The following is a 20,877-nucleotide window of genomic DNA, read 5'->3' as shown; positions in this document are numbered from 1 at the left end:
AAGAAATGTTTACTATCAACGCAGAAGTACGTAAAGAGCAGGGTAAGGGTGCGAGCCGCCGCCTGCGTGCCGCTAACAAGTTCCCGGCAATCATCTACGGTGGCAAAGAAGCACCGCTGGCTATCGAGCTGGATCACGACAAAGTCATGAACATGCAAGCTAAAGCTGAATTCTACAGCGAAGTTCTGACCATCGTTGTTGACGGTAAAGAAATCAAAGTTAAAGCTCAGGACGTACAGCGTCACCCGTACAAACCGAAGCTGCAGCACATCGACTTCGTTCGCGCTTAATTGCTGAATAAGTTGTAAAAAACCCCGCACCGGCGGGGTTTTTTGTATCTGCAGATTATGCCTGATTACGGTATTGCTATTTTTTGCAGGCCAGATAAGGCGTTCACGCCGCATCTGGCATTCAGAACACAAAACCGATTAATTGCCGCCGGACGTCCGGCGCTGCAATTGGTCGCGCAAATTCGGCGGCGTGCCTTTAATGGTCAAGGTATCGGTTGCTGGATCCCAGAAGATGCGTTCACCTAACAGCATCGCATCAAAGTTAATAGTCAAGCCACCGCCGCTACCGGCAAACTTCGTCAACTGACGCAGTGTGCTACGGTCTGCCGGGAAGCTCTCTTCCAGTTCGTAGCCTTTTTCAGCCGCAAACTCCGTGAAGCTCACTTCGCTTACGCCTGCCAGCTCTTTCGACAGCGATTCCAGTTCGATCTCTTCGCCTGCCTGCAGCTGCTCATTACAGTAGCTATAAACCTGCTGGCGCACGTTCTGTCGCTCTGCTTTATCCAGTTGTGCTTCGGCAGTGAAATCATCAACCGCTTGCAACAGCCCACGGTTTTGCGCTTTCGCGTTTAAACCTTCGCTGGCCCCGAGGAAATCCATAAAGAAATCCGCCACTTTGCGCCCTACTCTCCCTTTCAGGAAAGTGAGATAGCGGGTGGACTCTGGATTGGTTTCCCATTCGGTTAAATCGATACGCGCAACAATATCCGCATGATTGATATCAAGATAATGGGTTGGGTTGATGTCGAGATTTTCGTTAACGCGCATACTGCTCAGGTTGCTCAGAACTGCCACCAGCAAATACTCCACCGCCAGATAGCGATAGTGGCAAAACAGCACGAATCCACCGTCAGCAAAAGGATATTTCGCTAATTCGTCACGCAGGCGACCGGTTGCCGCGCGGCTAAATGCCAGAAAGTCCTCTTCACCCTGACGCTGTAAGCGCAGCGTCTGCGCCAGTTCACTCTCTTCGCTAAACAAGCCGTAAGCTTTATTTTTGGCGCTATAGACCCGATGCAGTTCTGCCACCATCTCAACGACGGTTTCTGTCGGTTCCAGCAATGAATCGCGCAACACCAGCTCAAGGTTCTGCTCATCACGCTTGATAAGCTGGTGCAGAGCAATCTGGTTGATATCCAGACTCATGATAAACTCTCCTTTAAGACCGGGCGGTATTCAACCACCGCCGGTTAAGCGACGCAATAAAAGATGGCGGTCATTTTACAGAAGGCGGCGTAACGAGAATGATTTAACGCATAAAAAAGCAGAAAAAAAACCGTTGCTACGGTAATATGTTGCCCTTTCATCAACTAACTGATTTCGATTTATGCCACAAATTTCCCGCTACAGTGATGAACAGGTTGAACAATTGCTCGCAGAGCTGCTCAACGTACTGGAAAAACATAAGGCTCCGACCGACCTTTCCCTGATGGTGTTAGGCAACATGGTCACTAACCTTATCAACACCAGCATTGCCCCGGCCCAACGCCAGGCAATTGCCAACTCTTTTGCCCGCGCCTTACAGTCCTCTATCAACGAAGACAAAGCGCACTAAGGGAAACAGATAACAGGTTATGGTAACTCATCGTCAGCGCTACCGTGAAAAAGTCTCCCAGATGGTCAGTTGGGGGCACTGGTTTGCACTGTTCAATATTCTGCTTTCGCTCGTCATTGGCAGCCGTTACCTGTTTATCGCCGACTGGCCGACCACGCTTGCTGGTCGCATTTATTCCTACGTAAGCATTATCGGCCATTTCAGCTTCCTGGTGTTCGCCGCCTACTTGCTGATCCTCTTCCCGCTGACCTTTATCGTCGGCTCCCAGAGGCTGATGAGGTTTTTGTCCGTCATTCTGGCAACGGCGGGAATGACGCTATTACTGATCGATAGCGAAGTCTTTACTCGTTTCCATCTCCATCTTAATCCCATCGTCTGGCAACTGGTTATCAACCCAGACGAAAATGAGATGGCGCGCGACTGGCAGCTGATGTTCATCAGCGTGCCGGTTATTTTATTGCTTGAACTGGTGTTTGCGACGTGGAGCTGGCAAAAGCTGCGCAGCCTGACGCGTCGTCGGCGCTTCGCGCGCCCGCTGGCCGCATTCTTATTTATCGCCTTTATCGCCTCGCATGTGGTGTATATCTGGGCCGATGCCAACTTCTATCGCCCGATCACCATGCAGCGCGCTAACCTGCCGCTTTCGTACCCGATGACGGCGCGACGTTTTCTTGAGAAGCATGGCCTGCTTGATGCGCAGGAGTATCAACGCCGTCTTATTGAGCAAGGTAATCCAGACGCCGTTTCCGTTCAGTATCCGTTAAGCGAACTGCGCTATCGCGATATGGGCACTGGGCAGAATGTGCTGTTGATTACTGTCGATGGCCTGAACTACTCACGCTTCGAGAAGCAGATGCCTGCGCTGGCAGGTTTTGCTGAGCAAAATATTTCGTTTACGCGCCATATGAGCTCCGGCAACACTACAGACAACGGCATCTTTGGCCTGTTCTATGGCATCTCGCCGAGCTATATGGACGGCATTCTGTCGACCCGTACGCCTGCGGCATTAATTACTGCGCTTAATCAGCAAGGCTATCAGCTGGGGTTATTCTCATCAGATGGCTTTACCAGCCCGCTGTATCGCCAGGCATTGTTGTCAGATTTCTCGATGCCGAGCGTACGCACCCAATCCGACGAGCAGACCGCCACGCAGTGGATCAACTGGCTGGGCCGCTACGCACAAGAAGATAACCGCTGGTTCTCGTGGGTCTCTTTCAATGGCACTAACATTGACGACAGCAATCAGCAGGCATTTGCACGGAAATATAGCCGGGCGGCAGGCAATGTCGATGACCAGATCAACCGCGTGCTCAATGCACTGCGTGATTCTGGCAAACTGGACAACACGGTGGTGATTATCACTGCCGGTCGGGGTATTCCACTGAGCGAAGAGGAAGAAACCTTTGACTGGTCCCACGGTCATCTGCAGGTGCCATTAGTGATTCACTGGCCAGGCACGCCGGCGCAGCGTATTAATGCGCTGACTGATCATACCGATCTGATGACGACGCTGATGCAACGCCTGCTACATGTCAGCACACCTGCCAGCGAATATTCGCAAGGTCAGGATTTGTTCAACCCTCAACGCCGTCATTACTGGGTTACCGCAGCGGATAACGATACGCTGGCAATTACCACCCCGAAAAAGACGCTGGTGCTGAACAATAACGGTAAATACCGCACTTACAACTTACGTGGTGAAAGAGTGAAAGATGAAAAACCACAGTTAAGTTTGTTATTGCAAGTACTGACAGACGAGAAGCGTTTTATCGCTAACTGATTAATTATAAATCAGTTAGCGAAATATCTTACTTGCAATCGGTGTGGAAAACGGTAGTATTAACAGCCACGAGTCGGCACGTAGCGCAGCCTGGTAGCGCACCGTCATGGGGTGTCGGGGGTCGGAGGTTCAAATCCTCTCGTGCCGACCAAAAATCCCAAAAAAACCAACCCTTACGGTTGGTTTTTTTATATCTGCAATTAATTCGATAAACAGACCGTGACACATCACAGCCTGTTTATTTTCTGTTATCAGAACGTCCAGACCACACCCGCCTGAGTATTCCACGGCGATTCTACCCCTGCGCCATTGCCATAGCTGACTGACAAATGACCGCTTAACGTCGGGGTAAACGATGACCTTATCCCAGCCTGATAAACGCCACGGGTTCCAGCCACATCATTATTAAATTTGCCATCGTCATTAACTTTCACCTGGTTAGAATCGGCGTATTCCTGACGTACGGCGGCTTTCAGCCAGGGTTCCAGCGTCGTACCGTTTTGCAGGTCCATGTGATAGCTTACCGCCGTTCCCGCTTCAGCGCGTAATATCCGGGTATTTCCCACGTCCGCGCGCATGCCGTTTGATAACGTGTAGTCCTGACCATCTGTGGTAAAGCCGGTAAAGGCCAGATAGGGTCTAACACTCCACAATCCGTCAACCCAACGGAACCCGCTCTCAACATGAGCACCCGCGCCGTTACTATTGTAATCGCCAAACGCTGTTGTCCCATTACTCATCTTGCCATGGATGGTGTTGGCAAAACGGTCAACTTTCACCACCCCATCAACATAGGCACCGTTCTGATGCTCCCAACCGGCATAAGCCCCCAGGGTATAGCTATCGATATTACCTTTTCCGCCGCGATCAAAACCAATATCAGAATGAGAGTAACCAAAGAACAAGCCGCGAATTGTGCTGCTTTCTTCACGGGAGAAACGGCTATCGATACCGAGCGTCAGGCCCGTCAATGTTTGCTCAAAACCAGCTCCCGCATCAGTGGTCACGTTGTTGCGGGTGTTAATTGCCGAACTCCACATCGCCGTATCGTAACTAACGCCTTTTACGCTACCAAGACGCTCACGCACGGTGTCCAGTTCTGCATCAAATACCAGCGGTTGTGCGGCCGCCATATTCAGCACATCAGTGGTTGAAGGGGTAATTTGCGCGCGATTCTCTGCCAGACTCCAGCTATGGTTACCATTATCCAGCAAGGTATATTCATACGTACCGATATCAACAACGCCTCCGGCATTGCCCAACGTAAATGCAGCATCACCGCCGCCCGTTGTTACCAGTGTAAGGCTATCTCCTGCTGCCGGGCTGGCACCGGTGTCCGTCACGAATATTTTGAAATCACCTGTTGCCTGACCGGTGACGTTGAGCTGATCGCTCTGATGATTAGCCATATCGGTACGCATATAAAAATTGCCGTTTCCCGACAGGGTATTGGTGGTCAACGTAATGAAATTTTCCGCACTTGCCGTCACTGATGAACGAGTCACTGGCTCATCCATCATAATCACATTTGCGTCAGACATCGCAAGGTTGGCTAAGTTGAGGAGGGTGTTTTGGTTCGTCGTAGTGATATCGGCAATGATGGTCCATACGCTATTTTCGAGCGAAACGTCCGCTTTGCTGGTATCCACGGCACCATGCGTTCTAAAAGAAGCGCCCTCAGAAACCACTACCTTACCCACCAACATTGCGGGTGCATAATTTATTTGCGGCTTCATGACCTCAAGAATGCCATCATTCCCTCTGACTGAAACGTTAACCATTGTGCCAGCCCAGACGTTAGCGCGGCCATTGTTGATAACCATATTTTCAGAGATGGCTTTAGAGGAATACGTTATACTTCCATTCTGATCTGATCGACCGAGATCATATACCGCATTTGCCTGCACTCTCGTACCAGTATCCTTTCCCAGCGATTGCATAGTGGCATGCTCATCAAGGATAGTGTCAATGGCCTGCGTGTCCTCCATAACAATAAGCCCGGAACCATCATCCAGTTCATAATTTTTTGACACACCATCTTTTATACTAAATTGGCCTTTACTGTTTGTACCACTCACTTCCAGCGCATTCGTTGAGACAATTAATTTTCCGCCTGCTTTTTTATCAACGCCAGTTGCAGTCCCGCCATCCATAACCTCCAGTAAGCCGCCACTATCTACAGTAGTATTATAAGCGAAGTCATTTTCTTCAACTCGCAAACTTCCGCCGTTTTCCAACAGCATATTGTTTGCAATTCCATTCTTGATATCGAACTGACCGAGACGGTTTGTTCCGAATACCTCCATGACCCGCGTGGTTGCTTTAATAGCACCGCCTGCTTTCTGATCTACCGCAATCGCTAATCCCCCCTCTTTAACCTCCAGTAATCCTCCCTTTTCGATAGCGGCAAGGACGGTAATCCCATCTTTTTCAACGATTAAGCGCCCGCCTTTAATCGTGGGATCATTCGCTGCGCCATAAACCTGTAGCACACCATTATTGAGGGTAGTCTGGTTTGCCGCGCCACCCATTTGAACAATTTGATAACCATCATTTAATACGGAGTATTCTGCGGTGCCATTCATTTCAATGTACTGATACCCGCCGTTAATTTCAGTATTACTACTTATACCAAATTCTTTAATATGCTGTTCTCCGCCAGGATTGATTTTCGTATTATTGGCGGTCCCATAAACCAGCTGGATATCTTTTTCCAGGACAACACCATCAACTGTCTCACCATACTCAACTGTTGATGCCAATGCTATGGGTGAATATAACGCTGTAGCCACCAGAACAGATATTGCGGAACGACAAAGAGAAACAGAACCAGATTGATGCATTGAGCTTTCATCCTATGAAATTAATTGCTGTTAAAAGCATTGGGTACAGAAAATACCCATAGCTCCATACCCGGAATCAGTTTTTAAAAACTGTTTAAAGAAATGCACAAGTATTGTGATTGATTTTTTAGTTGTTTTTCTTGATGAGAAGCTGATGCAAAATTCCGTCTTTATAATGAAAATGATGCCAAAACGAACGACAAGGTTGTAGTTTTCACTACATGTCCATACATAAAATGGGGTAACATTCACGCGCCTGGTAGCGATACCAACGCTACGCTCAAACATAATGATTCTAATAAAACCTCAGGAGACTACTATGCCTGAAGCAACGCCTTTTCAGGTGATGATTGTGGATGATCATCCACTTATGCGACGCGGTGTTCGTCAGTTACTGGAGCTTGATCCTGGCTTTGAAGTGGTCGCCGAAGCAGGCGACGGCGCGAGCGCGATCGATCTGGCTAATAGACTGGATATCGACGTGATCTTGCTGGATCTCAATATGAAAGGTATGAGTGGCCTGGATACCCTCAATGCCTTGCGCAGGGATGGCGTTACCGCGCAAATTATTATCCTGACCGTATCAGATGCCTCCAGCGATGTCTTTGCGCTGATAGACGCAGGCGCAGACGGTTATCTGTTGAAAGACAGCGACCCGGAAGTTTTGCTGGAAGCGATTCGTGCCGGAGCGAAAGGCAGCAAAGTCTTTAGCGAACGCGTCAATCAGTACTTACATGAACGTGAAATGTTTGGCGCGGAAGAAGATCCCTTCAGCGTGCTGACGGAGCGCGAGCTGGATGTTCTGCACGAGCTGGCACAGGGGCTGTCAAATAAACAGATTGCCTCGGTGTTGAATATTTCCGAGCAGACAGTAAAAGTACATATTCGCAATCTGCTGCGCAAACTCAATGTCCGCTCACGCGTGGCAGCCACCATTCTGTTCCTGCAACAACGCGGGGCACAATAAAAATAGCCCGATGGATTTATCATCGGGCTGAGATTTATGACAAACGCAAAACTGCCTGATGCGCTACGCTTATCAGGCCTACGCGGATCGATCAATTTATTGAATTCACACGATTGTGTAGGCCGGATAAGGCGTTCACGCCGCATCCGGCATAAACTAAGCGCACTTTGTCATCAGTCTGGCCTGATGGAATCACCATCGGGCCTCTTTTTATTTACTCTCCTGCGGCGACAAATGTTGCATCGCCTGCGCGATACTACGTTCAATCACCGCACGGCGAGTATCGTTGGCAGGTAAGAGTTTCAACATCATCTCCCACGCGGCAACGGCTTCGCCAAATCGCTGCTGCTCAAAGGCATTAAACGCATACATGCTTAACACACGAATATTGCTATGGTCCGTTCTCACCAACTGGCGCAGCAGTTCGCCGCCGAGGCGGTTGTCGTTGGGATCAGATGAACGTGTCAACGCTTCAGCATAACCCAGTGCGGCATCGCTGTTTTTCGGATCGAGGCGATACGCAGTAGCGTATGCATCGGTGGCGATACTGGCGTTACCCAGCGCCATGCCAACGCGACCCAACATAATCCAACCTTCTATATCTCCCGGATTTTTTTGCAGTTGAGTACGCATCCCCAGCGCAAGGCGCGACATCTCTTCTTCGTTGAGCGGATCGGCTTTCGGATCCAGCGCCCTGTCCAGCAACGCCGGAGCCTGTGCCGTGGCCTGCTGCCAGATTTTCACCTGCTGATAATTGCCAGTCTGGTAGTAGCTGACGCCAGCCACAATTAACGCCACCACAATACCCGGCAGATAAACAACATATCCGGCACGCTTACCTTCCGGCACGCTTTGTTCAGGAAACGCTTCCAGCACCACGCGTACCCGACGCCGCGAGCGGGCGTAAATGACCCAACCGCCAATGCCAATAGCCACTACTGGCAGCACCCACAGCAGCACGGTCAGCGGCGTTAACGGCGGATCGTAAGTGACGAAGTTGCCGTAACGCGCCACCATATAATCGACAATCTCTTTCTTACTTTTACCTTCCTGCATCAGTTCATACACTTTCTGGCGCAGGTCGGTGGCAATCATCGAGTTGGAATCGGCAATGCTGTTGTTCTGGCATTTCGGGCAACGCAGTTCTTCAGTGAGCTGACGGAACTGTTGTTCCTGTGCTTCATCTTTAAACTGCAACACATCGATGGTCGCCAGCGCTGAGCCGGAGATCATCAGCATCAGCACGCCCAATAAAAACCTCATTGTGCGGCCTCCTTACTGTATTTCTCCCACAGCGGCTTGATCTCTTCTTCCCAGACGCGAGGATTGAGATCGCCCGCATGGCGATAGCGAATGATGCCGTTGCCGTCAATAAGAAACGTTTCTGGCGCGCCATAGACACCGAGATCCAGCCCTAACATGCCGTCGCCATCAAACAGGCTTAGCGCGTAAGGATTGCCCAGTTCTTTCAGCCAGCTGATTGCCTTCTGGCGATCGTCTTTATAGTTCATGCCGACCACGCGGATGCCCTGCGCAGAAAGCTGATTCAGATATTGATGTTCCGCACGGCAGGTCGGACACCAGGTCGCCCAGACGTTAAGCAGCACTGGTTTGCCCTGAGTCAGCACATCCGCCTGATAAAACTGCCCCGGATTGTCCAGTGATTCGAGACGAAACTTCGGCACTGGCTTGCCAATGAGCGCCGATTCCAGATTGGTCGGATCATCCCCTTCGGCATTACGCGCCAGCTGCCACAGCAGCGCCGCGGCAATCGCCAGGAAGATAATCAACGGAATTAACAATACTTTGCGCTTCATACAGCCTCCGGCGCAGTTTTTTGCGGGCTCACGCGCTTACGATAGCGAGGATCAAACAGACACAGCAGTCCGCCCAACGCCATCATCAGCCCGCCCGCCCAAATCCAGCGAACAAATGGTTTGTAGTAAAGACGCACGGCCCACGCGCCGTTTTCCAGCTCTTCACCGAGGGCCGCGTACAGGTCACGCGTGATGCCGCCGTCAATTGCCGCTTCGGTCATCATCGACCCGGCAGTGTTGTAATAACGTTTTTCCGCATACAGCACCGTTTCCGGTTTACCCTCTCGCGTTACGCCGATAGTCGCCACACCGCCACGCCAGTTCGGGCCAGTCACCTCTTTGACATCACGGAAGGTGAAGCGATATTCATGAATATCGACGCTATCGCCGGACTTCATGCGCACATCACGCTCAACGCTATAGTTCTGGCTAAAGGCAATGCCAACAATTGTCACTGCCAGCCCCAGGTGAGCCGCCACCATCCCCCAATAACTGAAGGTGGTTTTCGTGCCGCGTGAAATACGTAGCGCAGCTTCCGCAATTGCCAGCACCGCAATCCAGCAGGCCATTGCCAGGCCGAGCACCGTCATCGCCACCACTTTGCTTTCGAACAGCCACGGCAACAGCAGAGACAGCACCAGCGTAGAGATGAAGGCGATAATCAATAAATTGCGGATTTTACGTGGGCGATCGCGCCCCCAGCGCACCAGAGGACCGACACCCAGCAGTAGCGCAAACGGCACCATCAGCCAGGTAAACATGGTGTTGAAGAACGGTTCGCCAATCGAAATACTGCCCAGTCCCAGTTGCTTGTGCACCAGCGGCAGCAGCGTCCCCAGCAACACCACCAGCATCGCGGCGACCAGCAAAACGTTGTTCGCTAACAGCAGAGATTCCCGCGACCACAGCGCATTGTTTACGCGTGAGCGAACTTTGTGTCCACGCGCGGCAAACAGCAGCAGCGAACCGCCAATCACCAGCACCATAAAGGCGAGGATAAACATACCGCGCGCCGGATCAGACGCAAACGCGTGTACCGATACCAGCACGCCGGAACGCACGAGGAAAGTCCCCAACAGACACAACGAGAAGGCACTGATTGCCAGCAGTAATGTCCACGCTTTGAAGCTGGCACGCTGTTCAGTCACCGCCAGCGAGTGCATCAGCGCAGTCCCCACCAGCCACGGCATAAACGAGGCGTTTTCTACCGGATCCCAGAACCACCAGCCACCCCAGCCGAGTTCGTAATAGGCCCATGCGGAACCGAGCACGATGCCGAGCGTCAGGAAGATCCACGCTGCCAGCGTCCACGGACGAGTAAAACGCGCATAAGTGCTGTCCAGACGCCCGCTCAGCAAAGAAGCAATGGCAAAAGCAAACGCCACCGAGAAACCCACGTACCCCATATAAAGCAGAGGCGGATGGAAGATCAGCCCCGGATCCTGCAATAGCGGGTTAAGATCGCGACCTTCAATCGGGAAATTCGGCAACGTGCGTGAGAACGGGTTAGAAGTAAAGAGAATGAACAGCAAAAAGCCGACACTGACCATCCCCATTATCGCCAGTACGCGGGCCACAATATCCAGCGGAATACGCTGACTAAAAATCGCCACCGCAAAGGTCCAGCCGCTCATCAGCAGCACCCACAGCAGCAGTGAGCCTTCATGTGCGCCCCAGGTAGCCGCCACGCGATACCACACCGGAAGCTGGGTATTGGAGTTGCTGGCAACATAGGTGACGGTAAAGTCGTTGACCACGAAAGCATTGACCAGCACCAGAAATGCGCCAGCCACAGACATAAACAGCAGCCAGGCAAACAAGCGGGAAGACGCCATCATGCGCGCATCTCCGCGCGCCACGCCCCATAGCGGATACACGGACAGCAGCAGCGCAATCCCTAACGCCAGGCACAGCAGCCCGTTACCAATTTCCGGCATCATGATGCTGGGTCCTTATAAACACTCGCCGGGCGACGGTGGTTAGCTTCCATCGCTTTCTCAACTTCTGGCGGCGTGTAGTTTTCGTCGTGTTTCGCCAGCACTTCTTTCGCGAGGATATGATTGCCTTTTTCCAGCTCGCCCTGCACCACAACGCCCTGCCCTTCACGGAACAGATCCGGCAAAATGCCTTCGTAAGAGACATCCACTGAGCCTTCAGCGTCGTAAATGGTGAAGGTCACTTTCAGCGAATTGGGATCGCGCTGCACACTACCCGGCATCACCATCCCGCCAACGCGCAGACGCTGACCGACTTCCGGCATTTGCTGAGTTTCACGCTTGCCGTAGAGAATTTCCCCCGGCGTATAAAAGAGATCGATATTCGAGCGCAGCGCATATAGCACCAGACCGATAGTCAGCGCCAGCCCTGCCAACACGGCACAGACAATCCACAAGCGGTTTTTACGGCGAATATTCATGCAGCCTCCTGCTGTTGCGCAGCACGTAAACGCGCCTCACGCGCCCGCTGTTGCGCCACGCCACGCAGAATTGCGCGATGTTGCATCACCGAGTGCACGACCAAAACCACCAGCGGAATAACGGTCATCACCACCGCCAGCCAGACAAAAAAGGCGTAACCGCCCATTGCGAAAAATTCATTCCAGGAAGCAAATGCAGGGGTCATTTACGGCCTCTTTTCAGTATCAGTTCACTCACCCACGGACGGCGTTTTTCCATCAGCAAAATCAAATTCCGCATCCGCATCAGCGTCAGCGTGGCAGACAGGAGCAGGAAGCCAAAAATCGACCAGCGCAGCGGCGAACGCATCGCCGGATCGATACTTTGCTGCATCCGCGTTGATCCCTGATGCAGGGTGTTCCACCACTCCACGGAGTAATGAATAATCGGCAGATTCACCACGCCAATCAGCACCAGGATACCTGCCGCACGGCCCGCCAGACGGCGGTCATCGAAGGCGTGCCACAGGGCAATGACACCAACATACAGAAACAGCAGCACCAGTTCAGAAGTCAGACGTGCATCCCATACCCACCAGGTGCCCCACATCGGTTTTCCCCATGCAGAGCCGGTAACCAGGGCAATAAAGGTAAACACGGCACCAATGGGGGCCATCGCCGCCACCGCCAGGTTGGCCATTTTCATCTGCCAGACAAGGCCAATAAACGCTGCCACCGCCATTGATGCATAAATGCCCATCGACCAGATCGCCGCAGGTACATGCAAGTAGATAATGCGGTAGCTATTTCCCTGCTGATAATCAGCCGGAGCAAAGCCGAATCCCCAGATCCAGCCAACGGTAAGCACGACCACACTGGCAATTGCCAGCCACGGTATAAACCAGCCACAGATTTGATACAGCCGTGGTGGGATCGCCAGTTGATGCAGTGTTTTCCACATAGTTTCGATACCAGACTCGAACAAAAATCAGTAATCCAGCGTTATTGAATGCTGATTCGTAACGCTGCCGCCGTCGCAAAAGGACTTAATGTCGCGGTGCCTGCCAGCAACGCGCCTAAAATTGCCAGATACCCGTCAACGGGCAAATGCATAGAAGCCGCGTCCATCGCGGCGGTGGCAAAGATGAGTAATGGGATAGTCAGCGGTAACACCAGTATGCTGAGCAGCACACCACCGCGCTTAAGTCCCACTGTCAGCGCCACGCCCGGTGCACCGAGAAAGCCAAGCGTAGGCGTTCCCAGCAGCAGCGTCAGCGCCATCACTTGCCAGCCATAAACATCCATTCCCAGTAGCATTGCTACCAGTGGCGAAAGGATGAGTAACGGCAGACCGGTTACCATCCAGTGCGCCATCACCTTCGCCAGCACAACGGCGGGCAAGGGTAACGGCAACAACATCAATTGTTCAAGACTGCCGTCCTGCAAATCGTCACGGAACAGTCGTTCCAGCGCCAGCAAGGATGAAAGCAGCGCAGCAACCCAGATAATGCCCGGTGCAATACGCGCCAGCAGTTGCGGCTCCGGACCGATACTGAGCGGAAAAAGGGTAATTACAATCAGGAAGAACCACAGCGGGTTGGCGATTTCGGCGCTATGGCGAAACGCTACGCGCAGCTCAAGACGGAAAATGCGCCAGAACATCATGCAGCCCTCGTTTGCGTCAGTGAAATGCGGCGAATTTTACTTTCAGCAACGTTGAGCGGCTGGTGGGTAGTCAGAATCACAATCCCCCCCTGCTCCGTATGCTGCGCCATACGCTGGGTCAGACGATCGACGCCGTTGACGTCAATCGCGGTAAAAGGCTCGTCGAGGATCCATAACGTGGCACGGGTCAGCCACAGACGCGCTAAAGCGACGCGGCGTTGTTGCCCGGCAGAAAGTTGATTTACCGGAATATCTTCGAATCCGGCAAGCCCGGCCTGCGCCAGGGCTTCCAGACATTGTGCGGTATCGCCATCGCGATGATAAAAGTGCAGATTTTCTAACGCCGTCAGCCGGGTTTTGATCCCCGGCTGATGGCCTATCCATAACAGGTTTTGATGGTAGCTGTCACGTACCTGATGCAAGGGCTGCCCTTGCCAGAGAACCTCGCCTGCGTCAGGGCGAGACAACCCCGTCAGCAAACGGAGAAGCGTTGTCTTCCCCGCGCCGTTGCTACCGGTGATTTGTACCCACTCTCCTGCGTTCAGCGTAAATGACAAGCCACTAAATAAGGTTCGTTCATCCCGCTCACAAAGTAACTCTCTGGCTTCAAGCATACCCACGCAATAACCTTGTTAAAAACCTGGCTCGACTTCACGCATATCGGGCAGCTTGTGCGCTATCCCTTTATGGCAATCAATACAGGTTTGCCCATCTTTCACCGCCTGGTCATGCATCTTCGCGGCAACCGATTTCTGGGCGGTTGTATCCATATACTCGAAGTTGTGACAGTTACGGCACTCCTGCGAGTTATTGTCCTTCATGCGCCGCCACTCATTCTGTGCCATCGTCAGACGATGAGCTTCAAATTTCTGCGGCGTGTCAATAACGCCAAAAATTTTACCATACAGCTCTTTACTTGCTTTGAGCTTGCGTATCATCTTCGGCACAAACTCGTGCGGAACGTGACAATCCGGACAGGTCGCACGGACGCCGCTACGGTTGTTGTAGTGCACGGAATCCATGTATTCCTGATACACCGTGTTACGCATTTCGTGGCAGCTAATGCAGAACTCTTCGGTATTGGCTTTTTCCATCCCGGTGTTAAAGCCGCCCCAGAAGACGATGCCGCCGACAAAACCGATCAACAGCAGCGTCCCCAGCGCCAGACGGCTGGGGGTACGCCACCATTTCCACAGGCGCTTAATCAGACCAGGCTTACGGTCAGAATTTCCCATAATAACCTCTTATTTCCCGTAACCTTTTGATGGGGTAAAGGTATTCCCCACGATTGGCGCGGTATCGGCCTGCGGTACGTGACATTGCAGACAGAAATAACGACGCGGAGCCACTTCCGCGCCCACTTTGCCGTCGCTGTCCATAAAGTGAGTAGGACTGATACGCGGCGCGCCAGTGGTGCGATAGCTTTCGACACCGTGGCACTGCAAGCAGCGGTTGGTATTGGTCGTTACCTGATAACCTTCAACGCTATGCGGGATCATTGGCGGCTGATTCACATAGTTCAGCGGCATCCGATCCTGCTCTTTTGGCATCCGAATGGCCCCTTCCTGCGTCCCGGATACTTCCGGCGACTGGCTAAAATCGACGCCATTAGCCGCCCAAACCGCGCCGCTTACCACCAGGGCCAGCATCGCCGTCCATTGACACAGCGCTTTCTTCAGGTCATGGCTTTTCATGATTTCGCTCCCGAACTCCATCGTGTAGTTATTGTAAATACATCCTCAGAACAGACATCCACGCAGCGACCGCACGTCATGCAATCGCGGCTGGTGACCTGCACCGGGCTTTGTTCATCCAGCACCGGGGCACGTAGCACATGCGGTTCCGGGCAAACATGAAAACAATCCATACAGCGGTTACATTTCTGCCGATCGCTGGCCGCAACGGTAATCACACCTTTGCTACCCAGCACGCCATAAAGCGCGCCAACCGGACAAATGTGCCCGCACCAGCCGTGTTCAACGACCAGTAGATCAAATAAAAACAGCGCGAGAATAAGCAGCGCGCCGCTGCCGAAGCCCATTACCAGGCTACGCCCCATCAGGGAAACGGGGTTGATCCATTCCCAGATGAGCGTGCCGGTTAAGGCTGATCCCACCAGAATGACCACCAACAGCACGTAGCGAATGTGGCGAGGGATCGTCGCAGACTGATTGAGGTCAAAGCGCCTGCGTAACCAGTTCGCTAAGTCGGTAATCGGGTTCAGCGGGCAGACCCAGCTGCAAAATAATCGCTTTCCCGCCAGGGCGTAGAGCACGGTGATAATCACCGCACCGGTCAACGCCACCGTGGCAGGCAGATGACCACTGGCAAGACTTTGCAGCGTCATCAGCGGATCGGTCAGCGGAACGGTGTCGAATAACAGGCTACTGCTGTAGTTGCCGTGCAAGATCCACACACCAAACCACGGACCGCTCAAAAACATCCCCAGCACGAAGAACTGACAAAGGCGACGTAACACCAGCCAACGGTGACTGCGCCACCAGCCTTTTTTCTCCAGCGCCTCGCGCCCGGCGTCACGTTTACGATTTGCCATTGTTCCCCTCCAGCCAGCCGAAGCGGTAATGGTGACCTAACTCCCCTTTCGCCAGTGACAGCGGTAACACCTTGATTGCCGGTTGTTCCAGCACGCACACTTTTTCGCACTTACCGCAGCCGGTACAGGCGTCGCTGTGAACCGTCGGCAGAAAGCGGGCGTGCTTACCGGTACGCGTGTTGCGCTCCAGCTCCAGGGTGATGGCCTCATCAATTTTCGGGCATTCGCGATAACAAACATCGCAGCGCAGCCCCTGAAAGTTGAGACAGTTTTCCTGGTCTACCAGCACCGCCAGCCCCATCCGCGCGTCGTCGATCGATTCGATCTCACGATCCAGCGCACCGCTCGGGCACACTTTGGCGCACGGAATGTCCTCACACATTTCGCAAGGAATATCCCGTGCGACAAAATATGGCGTGCCCGCCGACAGACCAGAGGCCAGCGTCGCCAGTTTTAAGGTGTCGTAAGGGCAAGCCTGAACACACTGACCACAACGCACACAGGCACTGGCAAAGGCGTTCTCGTTTATGGCTCCGGGCGGGCGCAACCGCACGCCAGATGCGCGTGCGGTTTGCTGTTGTAACCCCAGCGCCACACCCACGGCAGCCAGCCCGCCTGCTGTGCGAACAACATCGCGCAGAAAGCGGCGGCGACCATTTTGAGGTTTCGCTGACCGGGACATAATGGCTTACACCTTCTCCAGTTTGACCGCGCACTTCTTGAAGTCCGTCTCTTTCGAGAGCGGATCGGTCGCGTCCAGCGTTAGTTTGTTAACCAGCTGTGCGGCGTCGAAGAACGGCATGTACACCAGGCCCTGCGGCGGACGGTTACGACCGCGCGTTTCGACAATCGAGATCACTTCGCCACGGCGAGAAACCACTTTCACTTTGTCGCCACGACGCAGATCGCGCGCTTTCGCATCCAGCGGGTGAATAAACAGGACCGCTTCCGGGAAGGCGCGGTGCAGTTCCGGTACACGGCGAGTCATACTGCCGGTGTGCCAGTGCTCCAGGACGCGTCCGGTAGAGAGCCACAGGTCGTACTCTTCATCCGGTGCTTCCGCCGCTGGTTCGAACGGCAGTGCGAAGATCACCGCTTTGCCATCCGGTTTACCGTAGAACTTGTAGCCTTCGCCCGCTTTCACGTACGGGTCGTTACCTTCGCTGTAACGCCACTGAGTTTCTTTACCGTTCACCACCGGCCAGCGCAGACCGCGCGCTTTATGGTAGTCATCGAACGGTGCCAGATCGTGACCGTGACCACGACCAAACCATGCGTACTCTTCGAACAGCCCTTTTTGCAGATAGAAGCCCAGCTCGCGGGATTCATCGTTCAGCTGATCTTCCGCCAGTTCGGATACCGGGAATTTGCTCACTTCCGGGGTGGCATACAGAACCTCGTACAACGTTTTGCCACGCAGTTCCGGTTTCTTCGCCAGCAGCTCTTCCGGCCATACTTCTTCGGTTTTGAAGCGACGGGAGAACTGAACTAACTGCCAGAGATCCGATTTCGCTTCACCAGGTGCCTGTACTTGCTGACGCCAGAACTGAGTACGGCGTTCGGCGTTACCGTAAGCGCCCTCTTTTTCTACCCACATTGCGGTCGGCAGGATCAAGTCGGCGGCCAGCGCACTGACTGTCGGATACGGATCGGAGACGATGATGAAGTTGCGCGGATCGCGCCAGCCCGGCATACGCTCTTCATTGATGTTCGGCCCGGCCTGCATGTTGTTGGTACACATGGTCCAGTAAACATTCAGCTTGCCGTCTTTCAGCGCACGGTCTTGTGCCACCGCGTGCAGACCGATTTTTGCCGGAATGGTGCCACTCGGGATATTCCACTTCTTCTCGCAGATATCACGATGTTTCTCGTTAGTCACCACCATGTCCGCAGGCAGACGGTGAGCAAAGGTGCCCACTTCACGCGCAGTACCACACGCAGAAGGCTGCCCGGTCAGGGAGAACGGACCGCAACCCGGCTGGGAAATTTTGCCGGTCAGCAGGTGCAGGTTGTAGACCAGGTTGTTGGCCCATACACCACGGGTATGCTGGTTGAAGCCCATCGTCCAGTAGGAGATGACTTTCTTGTTCGGATCGGCATACAGCTGCGCCAGTTGTTCTAACTGGTCTTTCGGCACGCCGGTCATTTCAGCGGTTTTTTCCAGCGTATACTCAGCAACGAAGGCTTTGTAATCTTCAAAGCTCATCGGTTCGGAAGCATCAGAACCCGGATTCTTCGCTGCTTTTTCCAGCGGATGGGTCGGACGTAAACCGTAGCCGATGTCCGTCGCACCTTTGCGCAGGTTAACGTGTTTGCTAAAGAAGTCCTGATTTATCGCATTGTTTTGAATGATATAGTTGGCGATGTAGTTCAGGATCACCAGGTCAGATTGCGGCGTAAAGATGATGCCGTTATCCGCCAGCTCGAAGCTACGATGCTGGTAGGTAGAAAGCACCGCCACGGTGACGTTCTGGTTAGAGAGACGACGGTTAGTGATGCGCGACCAGAGGATCGGGTGCATTTCCGCCATGTTTGCGCCCCACAGCACAAACGCGTCAGCCTGCTCGATGTCGTCATAGCAGCCCATCGGCTCATCCATACCAAAGGTACGCATAAAGCCAACTACTGCCGACGCCATACAGTGACGCGCGTTCGGGTCGATGTTGTTCGAACGGAAGCCCGCTTTAAACAGTTTGGACGCGGCATAACCTTCCCAGATAGTCCACTGACCAGAACCGAACATACCGATCGATTCCGGCCCTTTTTCTTTCAGGGCGGTTTTGAATTTCTCTTCCATCACATCGAAGGCCTGATCCCAGGTGATTGGGGTAAATTCGCCTTCTTTGTCATATTTACCGTTTTTCATACGCAGCAGCGGCTGCGTCAAACGGTCTTTACCGTACATGATCTTGGGCAGGAAATAGCCCTTAATGCAGTTCAGGCCACGGTTAACCGGTGCGTCCGGGTCGCCCTGACAGGCCACCACACGCCCCTGCTGCGTTCCGACCAGAACGCCGCAACCAGTACCGCAGAAACGGCACGGCGCTTTATCCCATTTAATGGCTTCCTGCTGACCAACAACGGCGCGGGCAACGCCCGGCACGCTGAGACCGGCAGCCGCCGCAGCGGCCGCAACGGCGTTAGCTTTCATAAAGCTACGACGACTGAGTTTCATGGTGTTTCCTCACCTTGCTCTTCCTGCTGGTGATAAACCAGCGACACCGCCAGCACGCCCTCTACGTTGCGTACTGACTCAATGGTTTGGATCAGCGTTTCGCTGTCTTCTGCTTCCACCACCACAATCAACTGACCGCTCGGCGCGTCGCTGACAGCAACTTCACAGCCGGGAAAGGCGTTCAGTTGGGTGCTGATGTCTGAAATTCGTTCGCTTTTGGCCTGCACGACCAGGCTGCAAACTTGCCAGTTAGTGTGCATGGAGATACTCCGCAGTTATGGCTGATACCGGACAGCTGGCTGCACATGCTCCACATCCGTTGCAAAGTTGGCTATTAAGTTGCGGCTGGTAGATCCCGGAGAGCGTCGGGCGAAAGATAATTGCCATTGGCTCACAGCTATCCTGACAGCGGCGGCATTCAACTGACTGATACGCCAGGCACGCGTCCCCAATGGTGAACTGCAAATCCCAGGCCCTGGTGTGGCGCGGAGAAAATAGCGATTCGGGGCAAGCCTGCGCGCAGGCGTAACAGAAGCTGCACTCGTTGTTTTTGAAATTAACGCTCGGATAGCCGCCCGCGCCGCGTTGCAGAATGTTGTTTTCACAAGCATTAATACAGGCATCGCAGCGGGTGCAATGGGTCAGAAAATGAGATTCATCACCGGACCAGGGCGGACGGATACCGTTACTGGCTTTGCGCCAGCGACCAGTGAGTATGCCCCGACGGGATGCATCAATCTTCACATTGACCTTCCATCATTAACGCGCTCTGAAAATTGAGAGCGACCAAATAAACCGCATAATTAATAAGCCATTTTTATAGCCGCTAAGATATTAAAGGATGTGTCAAAGATGCATACCCCGATCGGGGTAAAACCTGTAGCAGGATCAAAAGAGTGGCGGGAAGCGTGGCAAAAACGGGCTTTCGCTCACATTTCAAATGGTTATAAACATATTTATATAGCGATTAATTCACCAGAGATATTTCTGCTGGCTTGTTCTCTCGCCAGAATTTAACACTAAAAGAGCAGGTAAAATTGTCTGAATGTTCTTTAAGTTATTCATAAAGCAAATTAATAAATCTGATGAATATGTTAACCTTCAGCGACATCATCGGTGCAAACCTATAAATGAAGAAGGAAAGCAAAAAATGAAGACCATTCTACCTGCAGTATTGTTTGCCGCTTTCGCCACCACTTCCGCCTGGGCGGCAGAGAGCGTCCAGCCACTGGAAAAAATCGCGCCTTATCCACAAGCTGAAAAAGGCATGAAGCGTCAGGTGATTCAGTTAACCCCGCAAGAAGATGAATCTACCCTGAAAGTAGAACTGTTAATCGGTCAGACGCTGGAAGTCGATTGCAATTTGCATCGTCTCGGCGGGAAGCTGGAAAGCAAAACGCTGGAAGGCTGGGGCTATGATTATTATGTCTTTGATAAAGTTAGCTCGCCGGTTTCCACGATGATGGCCTGCCCGGATGGCAAGAAAGAGAAGAAATTTGTCACCGCGTATCTGGGCGATGCTGGAATGCTGCGTTACAACAGCAAGCTGCCGATCGTGGTGTATACGCCAGACAATGTAGATGTGAAGTACCGCGTCTGGAAGGCGGAAGAGAAAATTGACAACGCGGTAGTTCGCTAAACTGCCGTGAAGTGCGGCACCCCATAGGTTGGATAAGGCGGTTACACCGCATCCGACATCTAACGCCCGAGCCGGTTGCCTGATGCGACGCTGGCGCGTCTTATCAGGCCTACACCGCTGTGAAGTGCTCCACCCCATAGGTCGGATAAGGCGGTTACGCCGCATCCGACATCCAACGTCCGAGCCGGTTGCCTGAT

The 20,877-nt window shown here is 52.9% G+C and carries 23 protein-coding genes and 1 tRNA gene; 7 read left to right on the top strand and 17 right to left on the bottom strand.

Annotated features, from left to right (window positions below; genetic code table 11):
* Positions 1-5 precede the first annotated feature (5 nt).
* Entirely contained in the window at positions 6-290 is a 285-nt protein-coding gene (gene rplY / locus ACJHW7_RS05865; protein WP_000494183.1) for a 50S ribosomal protein L25, read from the top strand.
* Between the two features lie 138 nt (positions 291-428).
* Here rplY and yejK read toward each other — a convergent pair whose 3' ends face one another.
* A complete protein-coding gene (gene yejK, locus ACJHW7_RS05860) occupies positions 429-1,436 on the bottom strand; it encodes a nucleoid-associated protein YejK (protein ID WP_000050789.1) in 1,008 nt (335 codons plus the stop codon).
* Positions 1,437-1,617: 181 nt separating this feature from the next.
* On the opposite strand from yejK, the gene ACJHW7_RS05855 reads away from it, so the two are divergent.
* The 3 genes from ACJHW7_RS05855 (at position 1,618) to ACJHW7_RS05845 (ending at position 3,776) form a co-directional block, all read left to right on the top strand.
* Positions 1,618-1,845 (top strand): YejL family protein, encoded by a 228-nt coding sequence (locus ACJHW7_RS05855; protein ID WP_001135667.1) that lies wholly within the window; start codon positions 1,618-1,620, stop codon positions 1,843-1,845.
* A gap of 19 nt (positions 1,846-1,864) precedes the next feature.
* Positions 1,865-3,625, top strand: coding sequence for an LPS biosynthesis-modulating metalloenzyme YejM (gene yejM, locus ACJHW7_RS05850; RefSeq protein ID WP_000256166.1), 1,761 nt, complete (start codon positions 1,865-1,867; stop codon positions 3,623-3,625).
* Positions 3,626-3,699: 74 nt separating this feature from the next.
* Positions 3,700-3,776 (top strand) — tRNA-Pro (locus tag ACJHW7_RS05845).
* 100 nt (positions 3,777-3,876) lie between these two features.
* Here ACJHW7_RS05845 and yejO read toward each other — a convergent pair.
* Positions 3,877-6,468, bottom strand: coding sequence for an autotransporter YejO (gene yejO, locus ACJHW7_RS05840; RefSeq protein ID WP_021556989.1), 2,592 nt, complete (start codon positions 6,466-6,468; stop codon positions 3,877-3,879).
* 319 nt (positions 6,469-6,787) lie between these two features.
* On the opposite strand from yejO, the gene narP reads away from it, so the two are divergent.
* On the top strand, positions 6,788-7,435 hold the full coding sequence (narP, locus tag ACJHW7_RS05835; protein WP_001301754.1) for a nitrate/nitrite response regulator protein NarP: 648 nt from the start codon (positions 6,788-6,790) through the stop codon (positions 7,433-7,435).
* A 210-nt stretch (positions 7,436-7,645) separates the two neighbouring features.
* On the opposite strand, the gene ccmH is transcribed toward narP, so the two are convergent.
* The 15 genes from ccmH to napF are packed head-to-tail and all read right to left on the bottom strand — an operon-like array spanning position 7,646 to position 19,785.
* On the bottom strand, positions 7,646-8,698 hold the full coding sequence (ccmH, locus tag ACJHW7_RS05830) for a cytochrome c-type biogenesis thiol:disulfide oxidoreductase CcmH (protein WP_001211554.1): 1,053 nt from the start codon (positions 8,696-8,698) through the stop codon (positions 7,646-7,648).
* Entirely contained in the window at positions 8,695-9,252 is a 558-nt protein-coding gene (gene dsbE, locus ACJHW7_RS05825) for a thiol:disulfide interchange protein DsbE (protein ID WP_000824439.1), read from the bottom strand. The genes ccmH and dsbE overlap by 4 nt, the downstream gene beginning before the upstream one ends.
* Positions 9,249-11,192 carry a cytochrome c-type biogenesis heme lyase CcmF gene (ccmF, locus tag ACJHW7_RS05820; protein ID WP_000982453.1) on the bottom strand — a complete coding sequence of 648 codons (1,944 nt, stop codon included), beginning with the start codon at positions 11,190-11,192 and terminating at the stop codon, positions 9,249-9,251. Before ccmF ends, dsbE begins: the two co-directional genes overlap by 4 nt.
* Positions 11,189-11,668, bottom strand: a complete 480-nt coding sequence (ccmE, locus tag ACJHW7_RS05815) for a cytochrome c maturation protein CcmE (RefSeq protein WP_021556990.1) — start codon at positions 11,666-11,668, stop codon at positions 11,189-11,191. Before ccmE ends, ccmF begins: the two co-directional genes overlap by 4 nt.
* On the bottom strand, positions 11,665-11,874 hold the full coding sequence (gene ccmD / locus ACJHW7_RS05810) for a heme exporter protein CcmD (RefSeq protein ID WP_000186540.1): 210 nt from the start codon (positions 11,872-11,874) through the stop codon (positions 11,665-11,667). The genes ccmE and ccmD overlap by 4 nt, the downstream gene beginning before the upstream one ends.
* On the bottom strand, positions 11,871-12,608 hold the full coding sequence (gene ccmC, locus ACJHW7_RS05805) for a heme exporter protein CcmC (RefSeq protein ID WP_001295447.1): 738 nt from the start codon (positions 12,606-12,608) through the stop codon (positions 11,871-11,873). Before ccmC ends, ccmD begins: the two co-directional genes overlap by 4 nt.
* Positions 12,609-12,649: 41 nt before the next feature.
* Positions 12,650-13,312 carry a heme exporter protein CcmB gene (gene ccmB / locus ACJHW7_RS05800; RefSeq protein ID WP_000971730.1) on the bottom strand — a complete coding sequence of 221 codons (663 nt, stop codon included), beginning with the start codon at positions 13,310-13,312 and terminating at the stop codon, positions 12,650-12,652.
* Entirely contained in the window at positions 13,309-13,932 is a 624-nt protein-coding gene (gene ccmA, locus ACJHW7_RS05795) for a cytochrome c biogenesis heme-transporting ATPase CcmA (protein WP_000525587.1), read from the bottom strand. Before ccmA ends, ccmB begins: the two co-directional genes overlap by 4 nt.
* Positions 13,933-13,944: 12 nt before the next feature.
* Entirely contained in the window at positions 13,945-14,547 is a 603-nt protein-coding gene (gene napC / locus ACJHW7_RS05790) for a cytochrome c-type protein NapC (protein WP_000528376.1), read from the bottom strand.
* Between the two features lie 9 nt (positions 14,548-14,556).
* Positions 14,557-15,006, bottom strand: a complete 450-nt coding sequence (napB, locus tag ACJHW7_RS05785) for a nitrate reductase cytochrome c-type subunit (protein ID WP_000835174.1) — start codon at positions 15,004-15,006, stop codon at positions 14,557-14,559.
* A complete protein-coding gene (gene napH / locus ACJHW7_RS05780; protein WP_000013513.1) occupies positions 15,003-15,866 on the bottom strand; it encodes a quinol dehydrogenase ferredoxin subunit NapH in 864 nt (287 codons plus the stop codon). The genes napB and napH overlap by 4 nt, the downstream gene beginning before the upstream one ends.
* Positions 15,853-16,548 carry a ferredoxin-type protein NapG gene (napG, locus tag ACJHW7_RS05775; RefSeq protein WP_000091291.1) on the bottom strand — a complete coding sequence of 232 codons (696 nt, stop codon included), beginning with the start codon at positions 16,546-16,548 and terminating at the stop codon, positions 15,853-15,855. Before napG ends, napH begins: the two co-directional genes overlap by 14 nt.
* 6 nt (positions 16,549-16,554) lie before the next feature.
* Positions 16,555-19,041: a periplasmic nitrate reductase subunit alpha gene (gene napA, locus ACJHW7_RS05770; RefSeq protein ID WP_000778067.1), complete on the bottom strand. Its 2,487-nt coding sequence runs from the start codon at positions 19,039-19,041 to the stop codon at positions 16,555-16,557.
* Entirely contained in the window at positions 19,038-19,301 is a 264-nt protein-coding gene (gene napD / locus ACJHW7_RS05765; RefSeq protein ID WP_000557378.1) for a chaperone NapD, read from the bottom strand. Before napD ends, napA begins: the two co-directional genes overlap by 4 nt.
* Complete coding sequence (gene napF, locus ACJHW7_RS05760) at positions 19,291-19,785, bottom strand: ferredoxin-type protein NapF (protein ID WP_000686723.1); 495 nt, start codon at positions 19,783-19,785, stop codon at positions 19,291-19,293. The genes napD and napF overlap by 11 nt, the downstream gene beginning before the upstream one ends.
* Before the next feature lie 108 nt (positions 19,786-19,893).
* Here napF and ACJHW7_RS05755 point away from each other — a divergent pair, with 108 nt between their 5' ends.
* Complete coding sequence (locus ACJHW7_RS05755) at positions 19,894-20,058, top strand: hypothetical protein (protein WP_021556991.1); 165 nt, start codon at positions 19,894-19,896, stop codon at positions 20,056-20,058.
* A 133-nt stretch (positions 20,059-20,191) separates the two neighbouring features.
* Entirely contained in the window at positions 20,192-20,680 is a 489-nt protein-coding gene (gene eco, locus ACJHW7_RS05750) for a serine protease inhibitor ecotin (protein WP_000849214.1), read from the top strand.
* Positions 20,681-20,877: the final 197 nt, after the last annotated feature.

This window comes from Escherichia sp. WS1152, from assembly GCF_046487665.1.
GTDB lineage: Bacteria > Pseudomonadota > Gammaproteobacteria > Enterobacterales > Enterobacteriaceae > Escherichia > Escherichia coli.
This window is presented reverse-complemented; position numbering and strand designations above follow the sequence as displayed.